General features: G+C 65.7%; 21 protein-coding genes and 2 tRNA genes. 14 read left to right on the top strand and 9 right to left on the bottom strand.

Annotated features, from left to right (window positions below; translation table 11 throughout):
• Positions 1 to 4: 4 nt before the first annotated feature.
• Positions 5 to 475 (bottom strand): hypothetical protein, encoded by a 471-nt coding sequence (locus DIZ22_RS10620; RefSeq protein ID WP_048937345.1) that lies wholly within the window; start codon positions 473 to 475, stop codon positions 5 to 7.
• Between the two features lie 165 nt (positions 476 to 640).
• Here DIZ22_RS10620 and DIZ22_RS10615 point away from each other — a divergent pair, with 165 nt between their 5' ends.
• The 3 genes from DIZ22_RS10615 to DIZ22_RS10605 all read left to right on the top strand — a co-directional run bounded on the left by DIZ22_RS10615 (position 641) and on the right by DIZ22_RS10605 (position 2,070).
• Positions 641 to 1,795 carry an AI-2E family transporter gene (locus DIZ22_RS10615; protein ID WP_004211703.1) on the top strand — a complete coding sequence of 385 codons (1,155 nt, stop codon included), beginning with the start codon at positions 641 to 643 and terminating at the stop codon, positions 1,793 to 1,795.
• Between the two features lie 41 nt (positions 1,796 to 1,836).
• Positions 1,837 to 1,913: transfer RNA gene (locus DIZ22_RS10610), tRNA-Asp, on the top strand.
• A gap of 80 nt (positions 1,914 to 1,993) precedes the next feature.
• Positions 1,994 to 2,070 (top strand) — tRNA-Asp (locus tag DIZ22_RS10605).
• Positions 2,071 to 2,171: 101 nt separating this feature from the next.
• On the opposite strand, the gene aqpZ is transcribed toward DIZ22_RS10605, so the two are convergent.
• From aqpZ to DIZ22_RS10580, 5 genes are all read right to left on the bottom strand, one after another.
• The gene (aqpZ, locus tag DIZ22_RS10600; RefSeq protein WP_048937381.1) at positions 2,172 to 2,903 is read right to left on the bottom strand and encodes an aquaporin Z; all 732 of its coding nucleotides are present in this window, start codon (positions 2,901 to 2,903) and stop codon (positions 2,172 to 2,174) included.
• Between the two features lie 255 nt (positions 2,904 to 3,158).
• The gene (locus DIZ22_RS10595) at positions 3,159 to 3,401 is read right to left on the bottom strand and encodes a DUF2842 domain-containing protein (protein WP_010337236.1); all 243 of its coding nucleotides are present in this window, start codon (positions 3,399 to 3,401) and stop codon (positions 3,159 to 3,161) included.
• Positions 3,402 to 3,406: 5 nt separating this feature from the next.
• Positions 3,407 to 3,988, bottom strand: a complete 582-nt coding sequence (locus DIZ22_RS10590) for a 5-formyltetrahydrofolate cyclo-ligase (RefSeq protein WP_048937344.1) — start codon at positions 3,986 to 3,988, stop codon at positions 3,407 to 3,409.
• Positions 3,989 to 4,184: 196 nt separating this feature from the next.
• The gene (locus DIZ22_RS10585; RefSeq protein WP_048937343.1) at positions 4,185 to 4,520 is read right to left on the bottom strand and encodes a cell division protein ZapA; all 336 of its coding nucleotides are present in this window, start codon (positions 4,518 to 4,520) and stop codon (positions 4,185 to 4,187) included.
• Positions 4,513 to 4,845: a hypothetical protein gene (locus DIZ22_RS10580; protein WP_137405447.1), complete on the bottom strand. Its 333-nt coding sequence runs from the start codon at positions 4,843 to 4,845 to the stop codon at positions 4,513 to 4,515. The genes DIZ22_RS10585 and DIZ22_RS10580 overlap by 8 nt, the downstream gene beginning before the upstream one ends.
• 32 nt (positions 4,846 to 4,877) lie before the next feature.
• Between DIZ22_RS10580 and tkt the strand changes: the two genes are divergently transcribed.
• The 3 genes from tkt (at position 4,878) to DIZ22_RS10565 (ending at position 9,166) form a co-directional block, all read left to right on the top strand.
• The gene (gene tkt, locus DIZ22_RS10575; RefSeq protein WP_048937342.1) at positions 4,878 to 6,845 is read left to right on the top strand and encodes a transketolase; all 1,968 of its coding nucleotides are present in this window, start codon (positions 4,878 to 4,880) and stop codon (positions 6,843 to 6,845) included.
• 36 nt (positions 6,846 to 6,881) lie between these two features.
• A complete protein-coding gene (gap, locus tag DIZ22_RS10570; protein WP_004211711.1) occupies positions 6,882 to 7,892 on the top strand; it encodes a type I glyceraldehyde-3-phosphate dehydrogenase in 1,011 nt (336 codons plus the stop codon).
• Between the two features lie 71 nt (positions 7,893 to 7,963).
• Complete coding sequence (locus DIZ22_RS10565) at positions 7,964 to 9,166, top strand: phosphoglycerate kinase (RefSeq protein ID WP_037507546.1); 1,203 nt, start codon at positions 7,964 to 7,966, stop codon at positions 9,164 to 9,166.
• A gap of 20 nt (positions 9,167 to 9,186) precedes the next feature.
• Here DIZ22_RS10565 and DIZ22_RS10560 read toward each other — a convergent pair whose 3' ends face one another.
• Both DIZ22_RS10560 and DIZ22_RS10555 read right to left on the bottom strand, forming a co-directional pair.
• Positions 9,187 to 10,398: an MFS transporter gene (locus DIZ22_RS10560; protein ID WP_048937341.1), complete on the bottom strand. Its 1,212-nt coding sequence runs from the start codon at positions 10,396 to 10,398 to the stop codon at positions 9,187 to 9,189.
• A gap of 79 nt (positions 10,399 to 10,477) precedes the next feature.
• Positions 10,478 to 10,975 (bottom strand): TlpA disulfide reductase family protein, encoded by a 498-nt coding sequence (locus tag DIZ22_RS10555; RefSeq protein WP_053094329.1) that lies wholly within the window; start codon positions 10,973 to 10,975, stop codon positions 10,478 to 10,480.
• Between the two features lie 259 nt (positions 10,976 to 11,234).
• On the opposite strand from DIZ22_RS10555, the gene DIZ22_RS10550 reads away from it, so the two are divergent.
• Complete coding sequence (locus DIZ22_RS10550) at positions 11,235 to 12,140, top strand: fructose bisphosphate aldolase (RefSeq protein ID WP_048937340.1); 906 nt, start codon at positions 11,235 to 11,237, stop codon at positions 12,138 to 12,140.
• A 5-nt stretch (positions 12,141 to 12,145) separates the two neighbouring features.
• On the top strand, positions 12,146 to 12,715 hold the full coding sequence (locus tag DIZ22_RS10545; protein WP_048937339.1) for a hypothetical protein: 570 nt from the start codon (positions 12,146 to 12,148) through the stop codon (positions 12,713 to 12,715).
• Here DIZ22_RS10545 and DIZ22_RS10540 read toward each other — a convergent pair.
• Positions 12,627 to 13,754: a P1 family peptidase gene (locus tag DIZ22_RS10540; RefSeq protein WP_048937338.1), complete on the bottom strand. Its 1,128-nt coding sequence runs from the start codon at positions 13,752 to 13,754 to the stop codon at positions 12,627 to 12,629. The two genes, DIZ22_RS10545 and DIZ22_RS10540, sit on opposite strands and share 89 nt — an antisense overlap.
• A 74-nt stretch (positions 13,755 to 13,828) precedes the next feature.
• Between DIZ22_RS10540 and thiE the strand changes: the two genes are divergently transcribed.
• From thiE to DIZ22_RS10510, 6 genes are all read left to right on the top strand, one after another.
• Positions 13,829 to 14,521, top strand: a complete 693-nt coding sequence (gene thiE / locus DIZ22_RS10535; RefSeq protein WP_010337227.1) for a thiamine phosphate synthase — start codon at positions 13,829 to 13,831, stop codon at positions 14,519 to 14,521.
• 74 nt (positions 14,522 to 14,595) lie between these two features.
• Positions 14,596 to 14,964: a DUF1622 domain-containing protein gene (locus DIZ22_RS10530; protein ID WP_004211722.1), complete on the top strand. Its 369-nt coding sequence runs from the start codon at positions 14,596 to 14,598 to the stop codon at positions 14,962 to 14,964.
• 48 nt (positions 14,965 to 15,012) lie between these two features.
• Complete coding sequence (locus DIZ22_RS10525; RefSeq protein ID WP_048937337.1) at positions 15,013 to 16,131, top strand: L,D-transpeptidase family protein; 1,119 nt, start codon at positions 15,013 to 15,015, stop codon at positions 16,129 to 16,131.
• Positions 16,128 to 16,694 (top strand): M23 family metallopeptidase, encoded by a 567-nt coding sequence (locus DIZ22_RS10520; protein ID WP_048937336.1) that lies wholly within the window; start codon positions 16,128 to 16,130, stop codon positions 16,692 to 16,694. The genes DIZ22_RS10525 and DIZ22_RS10520 overlap by 4 nt, the downstream gene beginning before the upstream one ends.
• 214 nt (positions 16,695 to 16,908) lie before the next feature.
• Positions 16,909 to 17,472 (top strand): elongation factor P, encoded by a 564-nt coding sequence (gene efp / locus DIZ22_RS10515; protein WP_004211725.1) that lies wholly within the window; start codon positions 16,909 to 16,911, stop codon positions 17,470 to 17,472.
• Positions 17,472 to 17,828 (top strand): hypothetical protein, encoded by a 357-nt coding sequence (locus DIZ22_RS10510; protein ID WP_010337223.1) that lies wholly within the window; start codon positions 17,472 to 17,474, stop codon positions 17,826 to 17,828. Before efp ends, DIZ22_RS10510 begins: the two co-directional genes overlap by 1 nt.
• Positions 17,829 to 17,854 lie beyond the last annotated feature (26 nt).

The raw sequence follows: 17,854 nt of genomic DNA, 5'->3' as shown, positions 1-17,854 counted from the left end.
TGCGTCAGCGCACCTGCGCCCGATAGGTCAGCCGTCCCGATTGTCCCGGTGCCACGCTGTCGGGCAGGCGCCAGCGTATATGGGTAATATCCTCGGGCGTAGCGCGGCGGACACCGCCCAGCGGCGTCGGCAGCCATAATTGCTCCAGTCGGCCCCAATGGGCGCCGCCATCGACCGATGCCTGCATGGCGGGATCGGTCAGGTCGAGCAGGGTGCCGCGCGGCACCTGGCGAACCACGGTCAGCCCATGGGCCGTCCGGCTGCCTTCATGGCGCCAGTCGACCACGACGATCAACTGGTCGCCCGACATGGCGCGTTCGGCATTGGCGATGGTGCGGCGCGGGCGGCCATTGATGTCGGCCTGCACCCGTTCGACGAAGGTCCGGCTGTCGAGCCGCATATCCTGCGCCCCGGCCTGCCAGGATGCGGCCATGCCTGCGATCAGGCCCAGTCCCGCGATCAACCCTCTTGCCATGCGATATCCCCCTTATCGAATGTCCGCATCTCCTACGGCCAGTCTCCCCAATATTTGGTTAAGCCCCTGTTTGCCGTCTTCCTGATGCGATTCGCCGATGGCATTTGACCGGCCGGAGCGCCGGGTGCAGAGCAACATGGCGAATGCACAGGGGACGGATCGGGCGTGACCACCAACGAGGAACTGGAAGTCAATCGGCGGCGCGACCGTTTGCTGGCGTCGATCGCCTTGTCCTCGGGCGTCGGCCTGTTGCTGGCCTTGCCCTTCGCGCTGCGCGCGGGGGCCGAATTTTTCCTGCCGCTGACCGCCGCGCTGGTGATCGCGATCGCGCTGGTGCCGCTGCTCGAATGGCTGGAGCGGCGCGGGCTGCCCTCGGGCCTGTCGGCGCTGCTGGCGGTCGTCGCCTTCCTCAGCGTCGCCAACACCGCGCTGGTGCTGATCGTGGTGCCGGCGACCGACTGGTTCCGCATCCTGCCCCAGCGCCTACCCAAGATTCAGGCGACGCTGGCGCCGCTCATCGATTTTTATTCGCAGGCTCAGCGATTCGTCGACGAAACCGTCCAGATGCTGGTCGCGGGGCCGGCATCGGTCGCGCACCGGGCGGCGGTGGAAACGCCCGGATCGCTGCTGCAGTTCGCGGCCGCCTCCGCCCCGTCCGCGATCATCCAGATGGTGTTTGCGCTGCTCATCATCTATTTCTTCCTTGCCGGCTGGACCCGGCTGCGCCGCCGCACGATCAACAGCCGGGGCAGTTTCGACGGCGCCATGGCGGTCGCGCGGGTGATCCAGAATGTGGTCGACGCGACCTCCGCCTATGTGATGACGATCGCCACCATCAACCTGTGCCTGGGGCTCGCCGTGGCGCTGGCGCTCTGGCTTATCGGCATGCCCTCGCCCTGGATGTGGGGCGGCATCGTCGCATTGCTCAACTTCATTCCCTATTTCGGGCCGATGCTGGCCGCCGTGCTGCTGGCGCTGGGCGGCCTCATGGTGTTCGACGATGTCTGGACGGCGCTGCTGCCCGCCTTTCTCCAGATCGGCTTCCATCTGGTGGAGGCCAATGTCATCACGCCCACCATCCTTGGCCGTCGCCTGACGATGAACCCGCTGCTGATTCTCGTCTCGCTGACCTTCTGGGGCTGGGTCTGGGGCACGCCCGGTGCGCTGCTCGGCGTCCCGTTGCTCATCATCGTGCAGACCGTGGTGGCCGCCGCCGGCACGCCCGACATTGCCGGTTTCCTGTTCGAACAGGGGACGCTGACGGTCAGCCGTCGCAAAGAAAATGCAACAAGTGAAGAAACTGATGGCGAGGACGGTTGACAGCTTGGCCGGACCCGCATAGACGGCCGCCCACACCGAACGCGGGTGTAGCTCAGTTGGTTAGAGCGCCGGCCTGTCACGCCGGAGGTCGCGGGTTCGAGCCCCGTCACTCGCGCCACTTTCCCTGACAGGAAAGTCGGAAGGTAAACAGATTTGCATCATCTGGTGGCCATGGGTCACGATAGGATGCCGCCCTGCGCGGGTGTAGCTCAGTTGGTTAGAGCGCCGGCCTGTCACGCCGGAGGTCGCGGGTTCGAGCCCCGTCACTCGCGCCACTTCATCTTTGAAGTGATCCGATCGCAAGGCGATCCCTTCTTCCTCACATCGACATTGGCGGCGGGCCGACACCAACGGTATCGGCCCGTGACGATTCGTCTCAGAGGTGCTCGCCGGTCACATGCGGCGGCAGCGGTTCGTTGGCGAGCCAGCGATAGACGCCGCCGGCGGCCAGCGCGCCGATGATCGGCGCCACCCAGAACAGCCAGAGCTGATGCAGGGCCAGCCCGCCGACCAGCAGGGCAGGGCCGGTGCTGCGCGCCGGATTGACCGAGGTGTTGGTGACCGGGATGCTGATCAGGTGGATCAGCGTCAGCGCCAGGCCGATCGCGATCGGGGCAAAGCCCGCCGGCGCGCGGCTGTCGGTCGCGCCCAGGATGACGCTCAGGAAGCCGAAGGTCAGCACCATCTCGATCGCCAGCCCCGATGAGAGCGTGTAGCCGCCCGGCGAATGCAGGCCATAGCCATTGACCGCCAGGCCGTTGGGCGCCAGCTCATAGCCCGGCTGGCCGCTGGCGATGAACAGCAGCAGGGCGGCTGCGATCACTGCGCCCACCAGTTGCACGACGATATAGGGGGCGATGTCGCGGGCCGGGAAGCGCCCGCCGGCCCACAGGCCGATCGTTACCGCCGGATTGAGGTGACAGCCCGAAATATGACCGATGGAGAAGGCCATGGTCAGCACCGTGAGGCCGAAGGCCAGCGCCACGCCCAGCAGGCCGATGCCGACATCGGGAAAGGCGGCGGCCAGCACGGCGCTGCCGCACCCGCCGAACACCAGCCAGAATGTGCCGAAACATTCGGCAAATAGTCGCTTGCTCAATGGAACCATCGGATCCTCCTGTTGCACTGTGCGCCCGCCACCGGACATGGCTTGAGACCGGTGCGGGGTGGCGCCGCCCGGAGAATGCAGGATGACAGGAGGGGCGGTCCGCGGCATGGGCGGCCGATGCTGGTGACTGGCGCATGGACATGCCGTTGCCCCCGTTTCCGGCGAGCCGCCTGCATCGCGCAGAGCCGCGATGCGTCCGTTACGGTCGCCTAACGCTCAGGGATAAGGCGAAACACCATGGGCTGGGCATCGGGATTAACCCTGACGCCAGCGCCCCGTTTCCATCCAGGCGAGCAGCCGCCGCAGCGGCAGGATCCAGATCCAGATCAGGCCCAGGAAAATATAGACCGGCACCTGGCCCCACATCGGCAACTGGCCGATCAGCGGCGACAGGCTGCCGACCAGCACGGCCCAGCCCAGGATCAGTCCCAGGATCGCGAACATGCCGGCCGGCTTGCGCCAGCTGGGCTGATGATAATGGCGCGGGTCGATGCTCATCGGGTTCAGCCTGCCTCGATCACGGCGGTTTCGGTCAGGATCATGTCGAGCGGCAGATCCCACGGGTCGGCCGGCACATCATCCAGTTCCTGCGCCGACCAGGCAAGGCCGACGCGCAAGGCATCGGGATGGCGGGCAAAGGCGCGGTCATAATAGCCGCCACCCTGGCCAAGGCGGTTCATCCGCTGGTCGAAACCCAGCAGCGGCGCGATGATGACATCCGGCACCACCGCACCGCCTGACGGCTCGGGGTGGCTGGTGCCGAACAGGCCGGGGAACAGCTGGTCCTCGGGACGCCACAGCAGGAAATCCATGCTGCCGAGCCGATCGAGTACGCGCGGCAACGCCACCTGCTTGCCCATAACGCCCAGTTGCGGGGCCAGACGCTGCGCCGGCGCCTCGTCATCCAGCGCCATGTAGAGTGCGATCACCTGCGCGTCGGCGATACGCTGGGCGAGCGGGGAGGGGACGGCCTTGAACGCCAGCCTGTGGGTCAGCGCGTCGAGCGAGGCGACGAAGTTGCGCCGCCGCTGCCGGGCGATCGCGCGCAGGGTCGACTTGTCGGCGGCATCACTGTCGTCGGGCATGGGGTGCCTTTGCTGGGAAGAGGAGGGTGACGGGACCGCCTTGGCCGTTTGCTGGAATATCCTCTGACGCCTCAACGTCAGGTGGGGACCATGTAGATCGGGCCAGAGCCCGCCCAGGGACAGCCCCCGTGGATGTGATTATCGCCTCAGGGATGTTCGCTAAAGCTCGCACCAGGCAGTGCCCGTCGCCGCCAATCTAGGCGTCGGCGGCGCGGGCGGCAAGAGCCTCGCTCAGCTTTTCTACGCGCGCAGCCAACGCCTCGACCGCGCGGGCGGTCGGTTCGTCATCGCCATCCAGCGCCAGTTGCTCCTGTCGGCCGGCTGCGGCGCGCTTCAGTTCGTTGAGTTCGTCCGCCATGAACAGCGCCGCGAACAGCAAGGTGCGCACCTCGGTCAGGCCCGGCGTGCTGCGCTGCGCCTGATAGGCCTTGTCCTCGATGATCTGGGCCAGATGCGCCATATGCGCTTCCTCGCCATCGCGGCAGCGCAGCTGATAGGGGCGGCCGGCGATCTGCAGCATGATTTCAGCCATCGGTGCGCCCTCGCAATTCTCCGATCAGATCGTCCAGCGATTGCAATGCCGCCTGGGCGGCCATCTGGTCGATGCCGGAATTGCCATGGGGGACAGCCTGCGAAAGGCTGGCCACATTCTGTTCAAGCCGACTGATCGCGCGCTCCAGCGTGCCGATCGCCTGCATCATGCGGTCGCTTGCCATATTTTCTGCATAGCCAATGTTTTCGCCTTGCAAAAGCGCTGTTTGGACGGCTTGCCGCGCGCCGCGCCCCGCCTGCGGTTGACGCATGTGGATTGACGCGACAAAGGGAACCCAAATCGACTCGCCCGTTCGCGCGGGCATTCCATGCCAGTCATGAAAGACATCTTCCCGCTATGACCGTTTCCGACACGCAGCTCGCCAACGCCATCCGGGCGCTTTCCATGGACGCCGTGCAGGCTGCCAACAGCGGCCATCCCGGCATGCCGATGGGCATGGCTGACGTCGCCACCGTGCTGTTCAAGGATTATGTGAAGTTCGATCCGGCCGCGCCGAAATGGGCCGATCGCGACCGCTTCGTGCTGTCGGCCGGCCATGGCTCGATGCTGATCTACTCGCTGCTGAACCTCACCGGCTATGCCCGTCCGACGATGGACGACATCCGCGACTTCCGCCAGCTCAACAGCCCCTGCGCCGGCCACCCGGAGAATTTCGAGCTGGCAGGGGTCGAAGCGACCACCGGCCCGCTGGGTTCGGGCCTTGCCACCGCCGTCGGCATGGCGATTGCCGAGCGTCACCTGAATGCCGAGTTCGGCGACGATCTGGTCGATCACCGCACCTGGGTGATCGCCGGCGACGGCTGCCTGATGGAAGGCATCAACCATGAGGCGATCGGCCTTGCCGGTCACCTCAACCTCTCGCGCCTGATCGTGCTGTGGGACGACAACAAGATCACCATCGACGGCGCCGTCGATTTGTCGAGCAACGAAGATGTCCGCGCCCGCTATGCCGCCACCGGCTGGCATGTCGTGTCGTGCGACGGCCATGACGTTGCCGATGTCCGCCGCGCTATCGACGAAGCACTGGCCGATCCGCGTCCCTCGCTGATCGCCTGTGCCACCAAGATCGGTTATGGCGCGCCGAACAAGGCCGGCACCTCGGGCGTCCACGGCTCGGCGCTGGGCGAGGCCGAAGTCGCCGCCGCCCGCGAGTTCCTGGGCTGGACCGCCGAACCCTTCGTCGTCCCCGCCGACATCGACGCCGCCTGGAAGGCGATCGGTGCCAAGGGTGGTGATGTTCGCAAGGCCTGGGAAGGTCGCCTGGCAAATGCTTCGGAAGGCGCTGAATTTTTGCGGCGTATGGCGGGCGAACTGCCGGCTGGCTTCTCGCTCGACGCCTATATCGACAGCCTGATCGCCAACCCGCAGAAGGTCGCCACCCGCAAGGCCAGCGAACTGGCGCTGGGCGCGATCAACGATCTGCTGCCCGAAACCGTCGGCGGCTCGGCCGACCTCACCGGCTCGAACAACACCAAGACCAAGTCGACCGGCCCGCTGACCCGTGACGATTATTCGGGCCGCTATGTCTATTATGGCATCCGCGAATTCGGCATGGCCTGCGCGATGAACGGCATGGCGCTGCATGGTGGCGTGATCCCCTATGGCGGCACCTTCCTGGTCTTCTCCGACTATATGCGCGCCGGCATTCGCCTCGCCGCGCTGCAGGAACAGCGCGTGATCCACGTCCTCACCCATGACTCGATCGGTCTGGGCGAAGACGGCCCGACCCACCAGCCGATCGAGCATGTCATGTCGATGCGCATGATCCCGAACCTCGACGTCTATCGCCCGGCCGACATCGTCGAGACGGCGGAGTGCTGGGAATTGGCGCTCAAGGATGCGACCGGCCCGTCGGTGCTGGCGCTGACCCGCCAGAACCTGCCGCAGCTGCGCCTGGAAAAAGCTGAGAATCTGTCGGCCAAGGGCGCCTATCGCCTGGTCGCCGCGACCGCCGATCGCAAGGTCGTGCTGCTCGCCACCGGTTCGGAAGTCGAGATCGCCGTCGCCACCGCAAAGGCGCTGGAAGAGCAGGGCATCGGCGCCGACGTCGTGTCGATGCCCAGCTGGGCCCATTTCGACGCGCAGGACGCCGCCTACAAGGCCGACATCCTGCCCGCCGGCGTGCTGCGCGCCTCGATCGAGGCCGGCACCACCTTCGGCTGGGAACGCTATACCGGCCTTGACGGCCTGCGCTTCGGCATCGACAGCTTCGGCGCGTCGGCCCCTGCCGAAGTGCTCTACGACCATTTCGGCCTGACCGCCGCCAAGATCGCTCCGCAGATCAAGGCCGCGCTCGGCGCCTGAGCCCAAGACCTACACGCAAACCGGGAGACAAGTGCAGTGGCAACGAAGGTAGCAATCAACGGTTTCGGCCGCATCGGTCGTCTGGTGGCGCGCGCCATCCTCTCGCGCACCGACCATGATCTGGAACTGGTGAGCATCAACGACCTGGGCGATGCCAAGGCCAATGCCCTGCTGTTCAAGCGCGACTCGGTCCATGGCAACTGGGCCGGCGAAGTCAGCGTCGACGGCGATTTCCTGGTGGTCGACGGCAAGAAGATCAAGGTGACGGCAGAGCGCGATCCCGCCAACCTGCCGCACGCCGAACTGGGCGTCGAAATCGCCCTGGAATGCACCGGCATCTTCACCAGCAAGGACAAGGCCGGCGCCCACCTGACCGCCGGCGCCAAGCGCGTCGTCATCTCGGCACCGGGTACCAATGTCGACAAGACTGTCGTCTTCGGTGTCAACCATGACGAGCTGACCGCCGACGACATCATCATCTCGAACGCCAGCTGCACCACCAACTGCCTGGCGCCGCTCGCCAAGGTGCTGAACGATTCGATCGGCATCGAACGCGGCTTCATGACCACGATCCACAGCTACACCAACGATCAGAACACGCTGGACCAGATCCACAAGGACATGCGTCGCGCCCGCGCCGCTGCCCTGTCGATGATCCCGACCACCACCGGTGCCGCCCGCGCCGTGGGTGAGGTTCTGCCGGCGCTCAAGGGCAAGCTGGACGGTTCGTCGGTCCGCGTGCCGACCCCGAACGTCTCGGTCGTCGACCTGAAGTTCATCCCCAGCCGCGCCACCACGGTCGAGGAAGTCAACGGCCTGCTCAAGGCTGCGTCGGAATCCGGCCCGCTCAAGGGTATCCTCGGCTATTCGGACGAGCCGCTGGTCTCGATCGATTATAATGGCGATCCGCGCAGCTCGACCGTCGACAGCCTGGAAACGGCCGTGATCGAGGGCAACCTGGTCCGCGTGCTCAGCTGGTACGACAATGAATGGGGCTTCTCGAACCGCATGATCGACACCTCGGGTGTCATGGCGAAGTTCCTCTAAGCCTTCTCAGCCCCGCCGGATCAACCGGCGGGGTTTTTCTTCTGATATAATTCCAAATTCTAGGAGCGATCATGGCAAAGCCGTTCAAGACACTCGACGACATGGGCGACATCACCGGCAAGGTGGTGCTGGTGCGCGAGGATCTGAACGTGCCGATGCAGGACGGTTCGGTCAGCGACGACACCCGTCTGCGCGCGGCGATGCCGACTATCCTGGAACTGGCCGATCGCGGCGCCAAGGTGCTGATCCTGGCCCATTTCGGCCGGCCCAAGGGTCAGAAGAACCCGGAATTTTCGCTGAGCAAGATCACCCGTCCGCTGACCCAGGTGCTGGGCCGCGAGGTGCAGTTCATTCCCGACTGCCAGGGTGAAGCCGCGACCGACGGTATCAAGGTGATGCGCAACGGCGACATCGCCATCCTCGAAAATACCCGCTTCCATGCCGGCGAGGAAAAGAACGACCCCGCGCTGGTCGATGCGATCGCCGCGATCGGCGATCTCTATGTCAACGACGCCTTTTCCGCCGCGCACCGCGCCCATGCTTCGACCGAGGGGCTGGCCCACAAGCTGCCCGCCTTTGCCGGCCGCTCGATGGAAAAGGAGCTGGACGCGCTCGAAGCCGCGCTCGGTGCCCCGGTCAAGCCGGTCGCGGCCGTCGTCGGCGGCGCCAAGGTGTCGACCAAGCTCGACGTGCTCAACAATCTCGTCACCAAGGTCGATCATCTGATCATCGGCGGCGGCATGGCCAACACCTTCCTCCATGCCCGTGGCGTCGATGTCGGCAAGTCGCTGTGCGAAAAGGATCTGGCCGACACGGCGGACGCCATCTTCGACAAGGCGGAAGAAGCCGGCTGCATCATCCATCTGCCCTATGACGTGGTCGTGGCGAAGGAATTTGCCGCCAACCCGCCGTCGGTCCGGACCTGCAACGTCCATGAAGTCGCCGAGGACGAGATGATCCTCGACGTCGGTCCGGCCGCGGTCGAGGCGCTGGGCGATGCGCTCAAGAATTGCCGCACCCTGGTGTGGAACGGCCCGCTCGGCGCGTTCGAGATCGCGCCCTTCGACGCCGCGACCGTCGCCCTTGCCAAGACCGCGGCGGCGCTCACCAAGGAAGGGCAGCTGGTCTCGGTCGCGGGCGGTGGCGACACCGTCGCCGCGCTCAACCATGCCGGCGCGGCCGCCGACTTCACCTTCATCTCGACCGCTGGCGGCGCCTTCCTCGAATGGATGGAAGGCAAGGAACTGCCGGGCGTGAAGGCGCTCTACGCCTAAGCCTTTTGACGGCGGGGGCGTCAGCGCGTGGCGCTGGCGCCCCGGTCGAACAGGATGAAGACCAGCGCGGCCACGCCGCCAATCGCTGCACCTGCGATCGCGCTCAGGCTCCAGCCGCCCGCTTCATAGGTGGTCGACCCGATCACCGATCCCAGCGCCCCCACCACGAACATCACCGTCATATAGGCCGCGTTGATCCGGCCGCGCGCATGGGGATCGAGCGAGAAGATCAGCTTCTGCCCGGTGATCTGGCTGACCTGCACCGCCGCATCGATCAGCACCGCCATGATGGTGAAGCCGATCAGGCTGCCCGCCGCCACCGTCCAGTCCGCCAGCAGGAAGCCGATCGATAGCGCGATCAGCGCGCCGAGCGAGGCCGGGCCGGTCAGGCGCCGGTCCGCCAGCCAGCCCGCCACCGGCGCCACCAGCGCGCCGCCTGCGCCAGCGAGCGCAAAGGCGCCGATGCCGTTATGGCCCAGGCCAAAGTCATGGATCAGGCTTAGCGGCGCGGCGGTCCAGAACAGGTTGAACGCCGCGAACATCGAGGCCTGGTAGAAGGCGCGCATCCGCACGACGCGATATTTGCCAAGCTGCGAGAAGGTGGAGCTTAGGACTTCGCCATAATGCATGCCGCCCTTGGGCCGGCGCTGCGGACAGGCGATCAGCAGCGCGATCGCGACCAGCGCGATCACCCCGGCCGACAGCAGGAAGGTCGCACGCCAGCCCATCGAACCAGCAAGGAAGCTGGCGATCGGCCGCGACAGCATGATGCCGAACAGCAACCCGCTCATCACTGTGCCGACCACGCGCCCCTGCCGCTCGGGTGGGGCGAGGTGAGAGGCCAGCGGGATCAGCACCTGCACGCCGGTCGCGCCGACGCCGGTCATGACCGACGCGATCAGGAAGGTCGCGGGACCATTGGACAGGGCGATGGCGATACAGCCCAGCACCGTCGCCACCGCCGATATCAGCACGATCCGCCGGTTCTCGAACAGGTCGGCCAGCGGCACCACCAGGATGATGCCCAGGCCATAGCCAAGCTGCGTCAGCGTGGTGATGAGGCCTGCGACCCCGGCCGACATGCCGATCTCCGGCCCGATCACGTCGATCAGTGTCTGGGCATAATAGAGGTTGGCCACCATCGTCCCGCACGCGACCGCCATCAGCAATATGGCAAAGCGGGACAGGGGCGCATCATCGCGCGGCAGGGGCAGGGCGGCAGAATGGGTCATGCCGCCCTAATGGTCACCCCCGGAAGCGCTTTCAACCCGATGACGGAAATTTCATTGTGCAATGCAACGGAAATTGGCCTCAGGCGGGCGGCTGTTCGTTGAGCAAGGGCACCAGCAGCGCATTGAGATCCTCCAGATCGAACGCGCCTGACTTGGCGTAGCGCAGCCGGCCCGCCCGATCGATGACGAAATTGGTCGGCACCCCGGTCAGTGGGCCATAAGGCCCCTTGATCCTTTTGGCCGACGGGATGTGCATCGCAGCGAACAATTGCTTCAGCTGCGCGATCGGCACCGATCCTTCGGTCGTGATCGCGAATATCTTCAGCCCATGTTTCTTCTGGAGCCCATAATAGCTGTCGAGCGTCGGTAATTCCTTGCGACACGGTACGCACCAGGTCGCCCAGAAATTGAGCAGCACCACCTGGCCCTTCAGTTCCGTCAGCGACACCTTGCTGCCGTCGATCAGCGTCAGCTCGAAATCCGGCGCCATCTCGCCGACGACCGGCTTGGTCGCCGCCTGCGCCGCCCCGATATCGAGCAGCCCCAGCATCAGCGCGGCCGCCATGACGGGCCGCATCTTCCCGATCCCCATTCTTCCCCCGATTCAGACCTTTGGCCACAGCCTATCAGGCACTTTCGCACGCGCCAACGATATTGGCGGCCGCCCCGTCGCCGCGCGGGGTCAAGCATCTTGCGGTGCGACATGGGACTAGCTAACAGCCCGGATACCGGCGGGCCTGACGGCGCGCTACAGTCATGCCCTCGGGTTTGCCCGATGGCTTCCATCTTTCCGCGCTGCCGAGGGGGCGGCGCGCCCCAAGAGAAGGTATGTGCAGATGCTGGATCAGGACATGGTCAAGAAGGTTTCCGACGGTCAGGGCTTTATCGCCGCGCTCGACCAGAGCGGCGGTTCCACGCCCAAGGCGCTCAAGGGCTATGGCGTCGAAGAAAGCGCCTGGAGCAATGACGAGGAGATGTTCGGCCTGATCCATGGCATGCGCAGCCGTGTCATCACTTCGCCCGCCTTCACCGGCGACAAGGTGCTGGGCGCGATCCTGTTCGAGCGCACCATGGACGGCACCGTCGACGGCAAGCCGACCCCGACCGCGCTGCTCGAACGCGGCGTCGTGCCCTTCATCAAGATCGACAAGGGGCTGGAGGATGAGGCGAACGGCGTGCAGCTGATGAAGCCGATGCCCGAACTCGACGCGCTGCTCGCCCGCGCCAAGGGCCTGGGCGTGTTCGGCACCAAGGAACGCTCGGTCGTCAACCTCGCCAACCGTGAGGGCATTGCCGCCGTGGTCGCGCAGCAGTTCGAAGTCGGCCGCCAAGTGCTGGCCGGCGGCCTGATGCCGATCATCGAACCCGAAGTGAACATCAAGTCGCCCGAACGCGCCGAGGCCGACCAGATCCTGCTCGAGGAAATCCTCAAGCAGCTCGACGCCCTGCCCGAAGGCGAGCAGGTGATGCTCAAGCTCTCGCTGCCCGCCAAGGCCGGCCTGTTCGATCCGCTGGTCGATCATCCCAAGGTGCTGCGCGTCGTCGCCCTGTCGGGTGGCTTCAGCCGCACCGAAGCCTGCGCCGAACTGGCCAAGAATCGCGGCATCATCGCCAGCTTCAGCCGCGCGCTGCTGAACGACCTGCGCCACCAGATGAGCGACGACGAATTCAACGCGTCGCTGGGCGGCGCGATCGACGAGATCTACGCTGCTTCGGCCACCAAGACCCCGGTCGCGGCCTGACGCATATGGACGGCGCCGGGCAGAGGGAAAATCCCGCCGGCGCCGTCTTTTCCTATCATCGCGCGGTCGCGCCGATGCTCTGGGTTTTATTGGGCCTGATGGTCGTCGAGACGTCCGTGGTCCATCTGCTGGTCGCGCTGTGGAGCCCGCGCGCGGCGCTTGTCCTTTCGCTGCTGAGCCTCGCCACGATCGGTTGGTTCATCCTTTTCATCCGATCCTTCCGCGACCATCCGGTGCGGATCGGCCCGGACGGGCTGGTCTGGCCTGTGGGCAAGCTGCGCAGCCTCTCCATCCCCTGGTCGCAAGTCGCAGGGCTGCGCGACGACTGGACGCTGGCCGATCTCAAGGCGGCAGGCCTCTTCAACGGCGCGCTGGTCGCCCATCCCAACGTCGTCATCGCGCTCGACCCACCGGCCAAGGCAGGTCGGCGCACGATCCGCTACCTTGCCCACCGGCTTGACGATCCAGTCGCCTTCATCGCTGCCTTCAGCGCGTGCGCTTCAGCATCGGCAGCACCTTGTCGAGCGGCAGGGCCTCTGCCGTCCCGCGATTGCCGGCCACGGTCTGCGCCCTGAACAGCGCGTTCAACACCGCTTCCTCGGTCGCCTCGATCGTCGCCTGGAACAGCGGCGAGATGCGGTCATTGGGCAGGTCATCGACCGCCGCCACGGCATTGCGCTTCGCCGTCGTGCGCCGCACTGCATCGCTGGTGGAGAAGGCGATGGCATAGTCGCCCGACCCGTTGGAGAAGCTCGACCCGGTCCGCGCGATGCCGCCAAAGGCGCGCTCGGCGACGCGGCGCAGGTTGCGGTCGGACAGCGGCGCATCGGTCGCGATCACGATCACGACCGATCCGTCCGCCTTCTTTTCCTCCACCTGCTGGCGATAGTCGTAGCGGCCAAGCTTCACCCCCACCGGCACGCCCGCGATCGTCAGCACCCCGCCATAATTGGCCTGGACCAGCACGCCCACGGTCCAGCCCCCGAGCGACGCAGGCAGCTTGCGGGAGGATGTGCCGATCCCCGCCTTGAAGCCGAACGCCACCGTGCCGGTGCCCGCGCCCACGCCGCCTTCCTCGACCGGGCCGGCCTTGGCGCTCTCGATCGCGCGCCGCGCGTCGGCGATGGTGACATGCCGCCCGCGAATGTCATTGAGCATGCCGTCATTGGTCTCGCCCACCACGGCATTGACCGACCGCACCTCCTCATTGCCGGTCTGCGCCAGCGTCCATTCGACCGAGGCTGCGCTCGCCTCCGCCACGTTCAGCGTATTGGTCAGCAGGATCGGCGTCTCGATCTCGCCCAGTTCGGCCACCTGGGTCGATCCCATGAACTTGCCGAACGCATTATAGGCGACGAAGCCGGCCGGCACCTTGTCCTGGAACAGGTTGCCGCCATGAGGCAGGATCGCGGTGACGCCGGTGTTGACGTCCTTGCTGCGCGGCAGCGTCACCTGGCCCACCTTCACCCCCGCGACATCGGTGATCGCGTTGAGCGGGCCGGGCTGGAGGATGCCGACGGTCACGCCTGCCTCCCGCGCGCGCGGCCGCGGCGCCTCCTGCGCCAGCACGGGCGCGGCGGACAGGAGCAGCAGGGCGGCGAAAGCATGGCGCATGGAATATCCTTCGGTATTGTGATCGCGGTCATAGCCGCACTTGGCGCGGCCGCGCGAGCGGCTATAAGGCGCGCATGACCGATTTCACTGACGAAGAACTGGCGCTCGACCCCCATTTTGCCGAGCAGTTCGAAAAGGGCTTTCGCCCCGCTTGCCAACTCTATCTGATTTCGCCGCCGGCGATCGACGAGACTTTCGTCGATCAGCTCGCCCAGGCATTCGACGGCGGCAAGGTCGCCGCCTTCCAGTTGCGCCTCAAAGGGATCGACGATCATGCCATCGCGGCACTCGCCGGGCCGATCCAAGCGCTCTGTGCCGAGCGCGAGGTCGCCTTCATCATCAATGACAGCATCGGCCTTGCCAAGCGGCTGAACGCTGATGGTGTCCATCTGGGGCAGGAAGATGGCGACCCGCGCGAGGCGCGCAAGCAGCTTGGCCCCAAGGTCCAGATCGGCGTCACCTGTCACGACAGCCGCCATCTGGCGATGGAAGCGGGCGAGGCGGGAGCCGACTATGTCGCCTTCGGCGCCTTCTACCCGACCACGACCAAGGAAACGACGCACCGCGCCGAACCGTCGATCCTGGGCTGGTGGACCACCCTGTTCGAACTGCCCTGCGTCGCGATCGGCGGCATCACGCCGGACAATGCCGCCCCCCTGATCGCGGCAGGCGCCGACTTCCTGGCGGTCAGCGGCACGGTGTGGAATCACCCCGAAGGGCCCAAGGCCGGGGTCGCCGCCTTCGCGTCGGTGCTGGGCGGCGCCTAATCGCGGGTTTATCCCGATAGGCAAAGGGCCGCCGCCGGGCCAGCATCCCTGCAATCGGGCAAGGGGTGCTGGGCATGGCGTTGGAAGAATTCGTCCATCAGTTGGCGGAATATGTCGCGCTGCTGGTCAATCTGCTGGCGATCCTGGCGATCGCCATCGGCTCCGTTCAGGGTGCGATCGGCCTGACCGGGCTGCTGCTTTTCAAGGCGGACGAATCGAAGCTCATGCCGGTCTGGATGAGCTTTGGCCGCTGGGCGGTCGCCGGACTGAGTTTCCAGCTTGCGGCTGATATCGTGGAAACCAGCATCGCCCCGACCTGGGCGGAAATCGGCAAGCTCGGGGCGATCGCGGCCATCCGCACCTTCCTCAACTATTTCCTCGATCGCGATCTGGAGGGGATACGCGAGCGCGAGAAGGCCAAGGCGGAGGCCGAAGCCATCTGATCGCAGCGGCACAGGCAGCTTTCCGCCGCCTGCTGCGTTGTCTCTTCCATGATGTGGGAGAGTATCGCCTTGAAATATCGTCTTCTCGGCCTGCCGCTGCTGTGCGCGGCCTGCAATGTGTCGACCACCGACGCCAATGAAAGCCAGCCAGCCGCTCCAACCAACCAGACACCGATCAACCAGACACAGGCCGCGCCCGACCCTTCGGCTGCCTATGCTTTCCAGGTCGTGGAGGAACCCGGCGGCAAGCCCTGGCAGCCCAACCAGATATTGCAGGCGCAGGTGGCGCTCGATCGCTGGGGCTTCTCGCCCGGCGTGATCGACGGCAAGGACGGGATAAGCTTCAAGGCGGCCTTGCGCGGCTTCCAGGAGGCGAACAAGCTGCCGGTCACTGGCGATTATGACCAGAAGACCTCGGCCGCGCTGCTGGAGGGGGAGGCGAAGCCGACCACCTGGCTGGTGCGCATTCCCGACGGTTTTGCCCGCGGGCCCTTCTTCGACATCCCCAAGGGCCTGAACAATCAGGCGAGCCTGCCCGCGCTTACCTATCGCAACCTGCTCGAAAAGCTGGCGGAGCGCTTCCACACCACGCCCGAAGTGCTGACCGGCATGAACCCGCCCGATACGAAGGTCGCTGCTGGTGCGACCGTCCGTGTGCCGGCGATCGCCAACCAGCCAGTGGCACGGATCGAGGGCGACGAGCGTGGCTGGGGCGAAACGCTCGCCAGCCTCGGCGTCGCCAGGGACCAGCCACAGGCCGACCATCTGGTGGTCGACAAGTCGGAAGGGCTGCTCAAGGTCTATGGCGCGGACAACCGCCTGATCGCGCAATTCCCGGTCACCACCGGGTCACAGCATGATCCGCTGCCGCTGGGCGAATGGACGATCAAGGGCGTCAGCCGCAATCCCGATTTCCATTATAATCCCGACCTGTTCTGGGATGCCGCGTCGAAGGATCAGAAGGCGGTGCTGAAACCCGGTCCCAACGGCCCGGTCGGCGTCGTGTGGATCGATCTGTCCAAGGATCATTATGGCATCCATGGCACGCCCGAGCCGCAACTGATCGGCCGCACCGAAAGTCATGGCTGCATCCGCCTCACCAACTGGGATGCCGCGCGGCTGGCGCAGATGGTGAAGAGCGGCGTCAAGGCGAAGTTCCAGGCATGAACGTCCGGCTGTGGGGCGGTGTCGCGGTCGCTCTGCTGCTCTGCATCGCCTTCGCCCGCTATTGCGTGCGGATCGTCCCGGCCGATGCGCCGGTGCGATCCGTTGCATCCGCGCCGCCAACCGTCAGCAACGGCGCGCTGCTGATCCCGGTGGAGGGCGTGCCGGCGTCCGCGCTCACCGACACCTTCACCCAGGCGCGGGCAGGCGGCGCCCGCCCGCATGATGCGATCGACATCATGGCGGCGCGGGGCAGGGCGGTGCTGGCCGCTGCCGACGGCCGGATCGAGAAGATCTTTTGGAGCGAGGTGGGTGGCCGCACCCTTTATGAACGCGCGCCCGACGGGCACACCCTCTATTATTATGCCCATCTCGACAGCTATGCGCCCGGCCTGCACGAAGGGCAGGCGGTCAGGCGCGGGCAGCGCATCGCGACCGTGGGCAGCACCGGCAATGCCGATCCCGCCGCGCCGCACCTCCATTTCGCCGTCAACCGCATGGCGCCGGCTGATCCCTGGTATGGTGGCCAGCCGGTCAATCCCTATCCGCTGCTGGTCGGCCAATGACCTGTCCTATCGGCCCGCGATCGGCTATCATCGGGGCCAGCCGCGACCGAAAATTGCTCAAGTAGGAAAGCGAATTTCAAAATGTGCGGGAAATGTGCGAAGTTAAGCGGAAACGCCGCCCTCTTGCCCTTGGCGCCGTCTCGCGGTAAAGGCGCGGCCAGCCTCGCAGAGGCCGGCTCTTTTCCACATTCAGACATATAGGCAGGCTCTTCCCATGAAGATCAGCGGCGTGGACATTCGTCCCGGCAACAATATCGAATATGAGGGTGGCCTGTGGCGCGCCGTCAAGATTCAGCACACCCAGCCCGGCAAGGGCGGCGCCTATATGCAGGTGGAGCTGAAGAACCTGATCGATGGCCGCAAGAACAATGTCCGCTTCCGCTCGGCCGAGAGCGTCGAGCGCATCCGCCTCGACACCAAGGATTTCCAGTATCTCTACCCCGAGGGTGACATGCTGGTGTTCATGGACACCGAAACCTATGACCAGATCAACCTGCCGATGGACCTGGTCGGCGATGCCGCCGCCTTCCTGCAGGACGGCATGATGGTCATGCTGGAAATGTATGAAGAACGTCCGATCAGCGTCCAGCTGCCCGAGACGGTCGAAGCGACCATCGTCGAAGCCGACGCCGTGGTGAAGGGCCAGACCGCATCGGCCAGCTACAAGCCGGCGATCCTCGATAATGGCGTCCGCGTCATGGTTCCGCCGCACATCGTCACCGGCACGCGCATCGTGGTCGATGTCTATGAGCGCGAATATGTGAAGCGGGCCGACTGATGCGGTTCGGGCGCAGCACGGCAGTCGCCGCCATCCTCGCGATCGGCGCTGTGCCGGCTGCGCTCCCTGCCCAGACGGTCAACAAGCCGTCCAAGGCGCAGATCGACAGTGCGGCCTATGTGCTGCAGGTCATCAGCAGCGCGCTGGAGTCGAAGGAGGTCGAACAGCCGGTCAAGACCGCGCTGTTCGAATGCCTCTACAGCAATTCGCTGTCGCAGATCAGTGCGGCGACCGACAAGGTGATCGCGGGCAATCCGGGCAAGGTGAACCGCAAGGATCCCTCGCAGATGCTGGCGGTGATCGCCGGCACCTGTGGCTATCGTCCGGCCGCCGCCAAGCCCGCCCCCAAGAAATAAAGCAAAGGCCGCCCACCGGGGCGGCG

It is taken from the genome of Sphingobium sp. LF-16, assembly GCF_003711185.1.
Taxonomy (GTDB): Bacteria; Pseudomonadota; Alphaproteobacteria; order Sphingomonadales; family Sphingomonadaceae; genus Sphingobium; species Sphingobium yanoikuyae_A.
The sequence above is the reverse complement of the archived record's forward strand: the minus strand, read 5'-3'. Positions and strand labels throughout refer to the sequence as shown.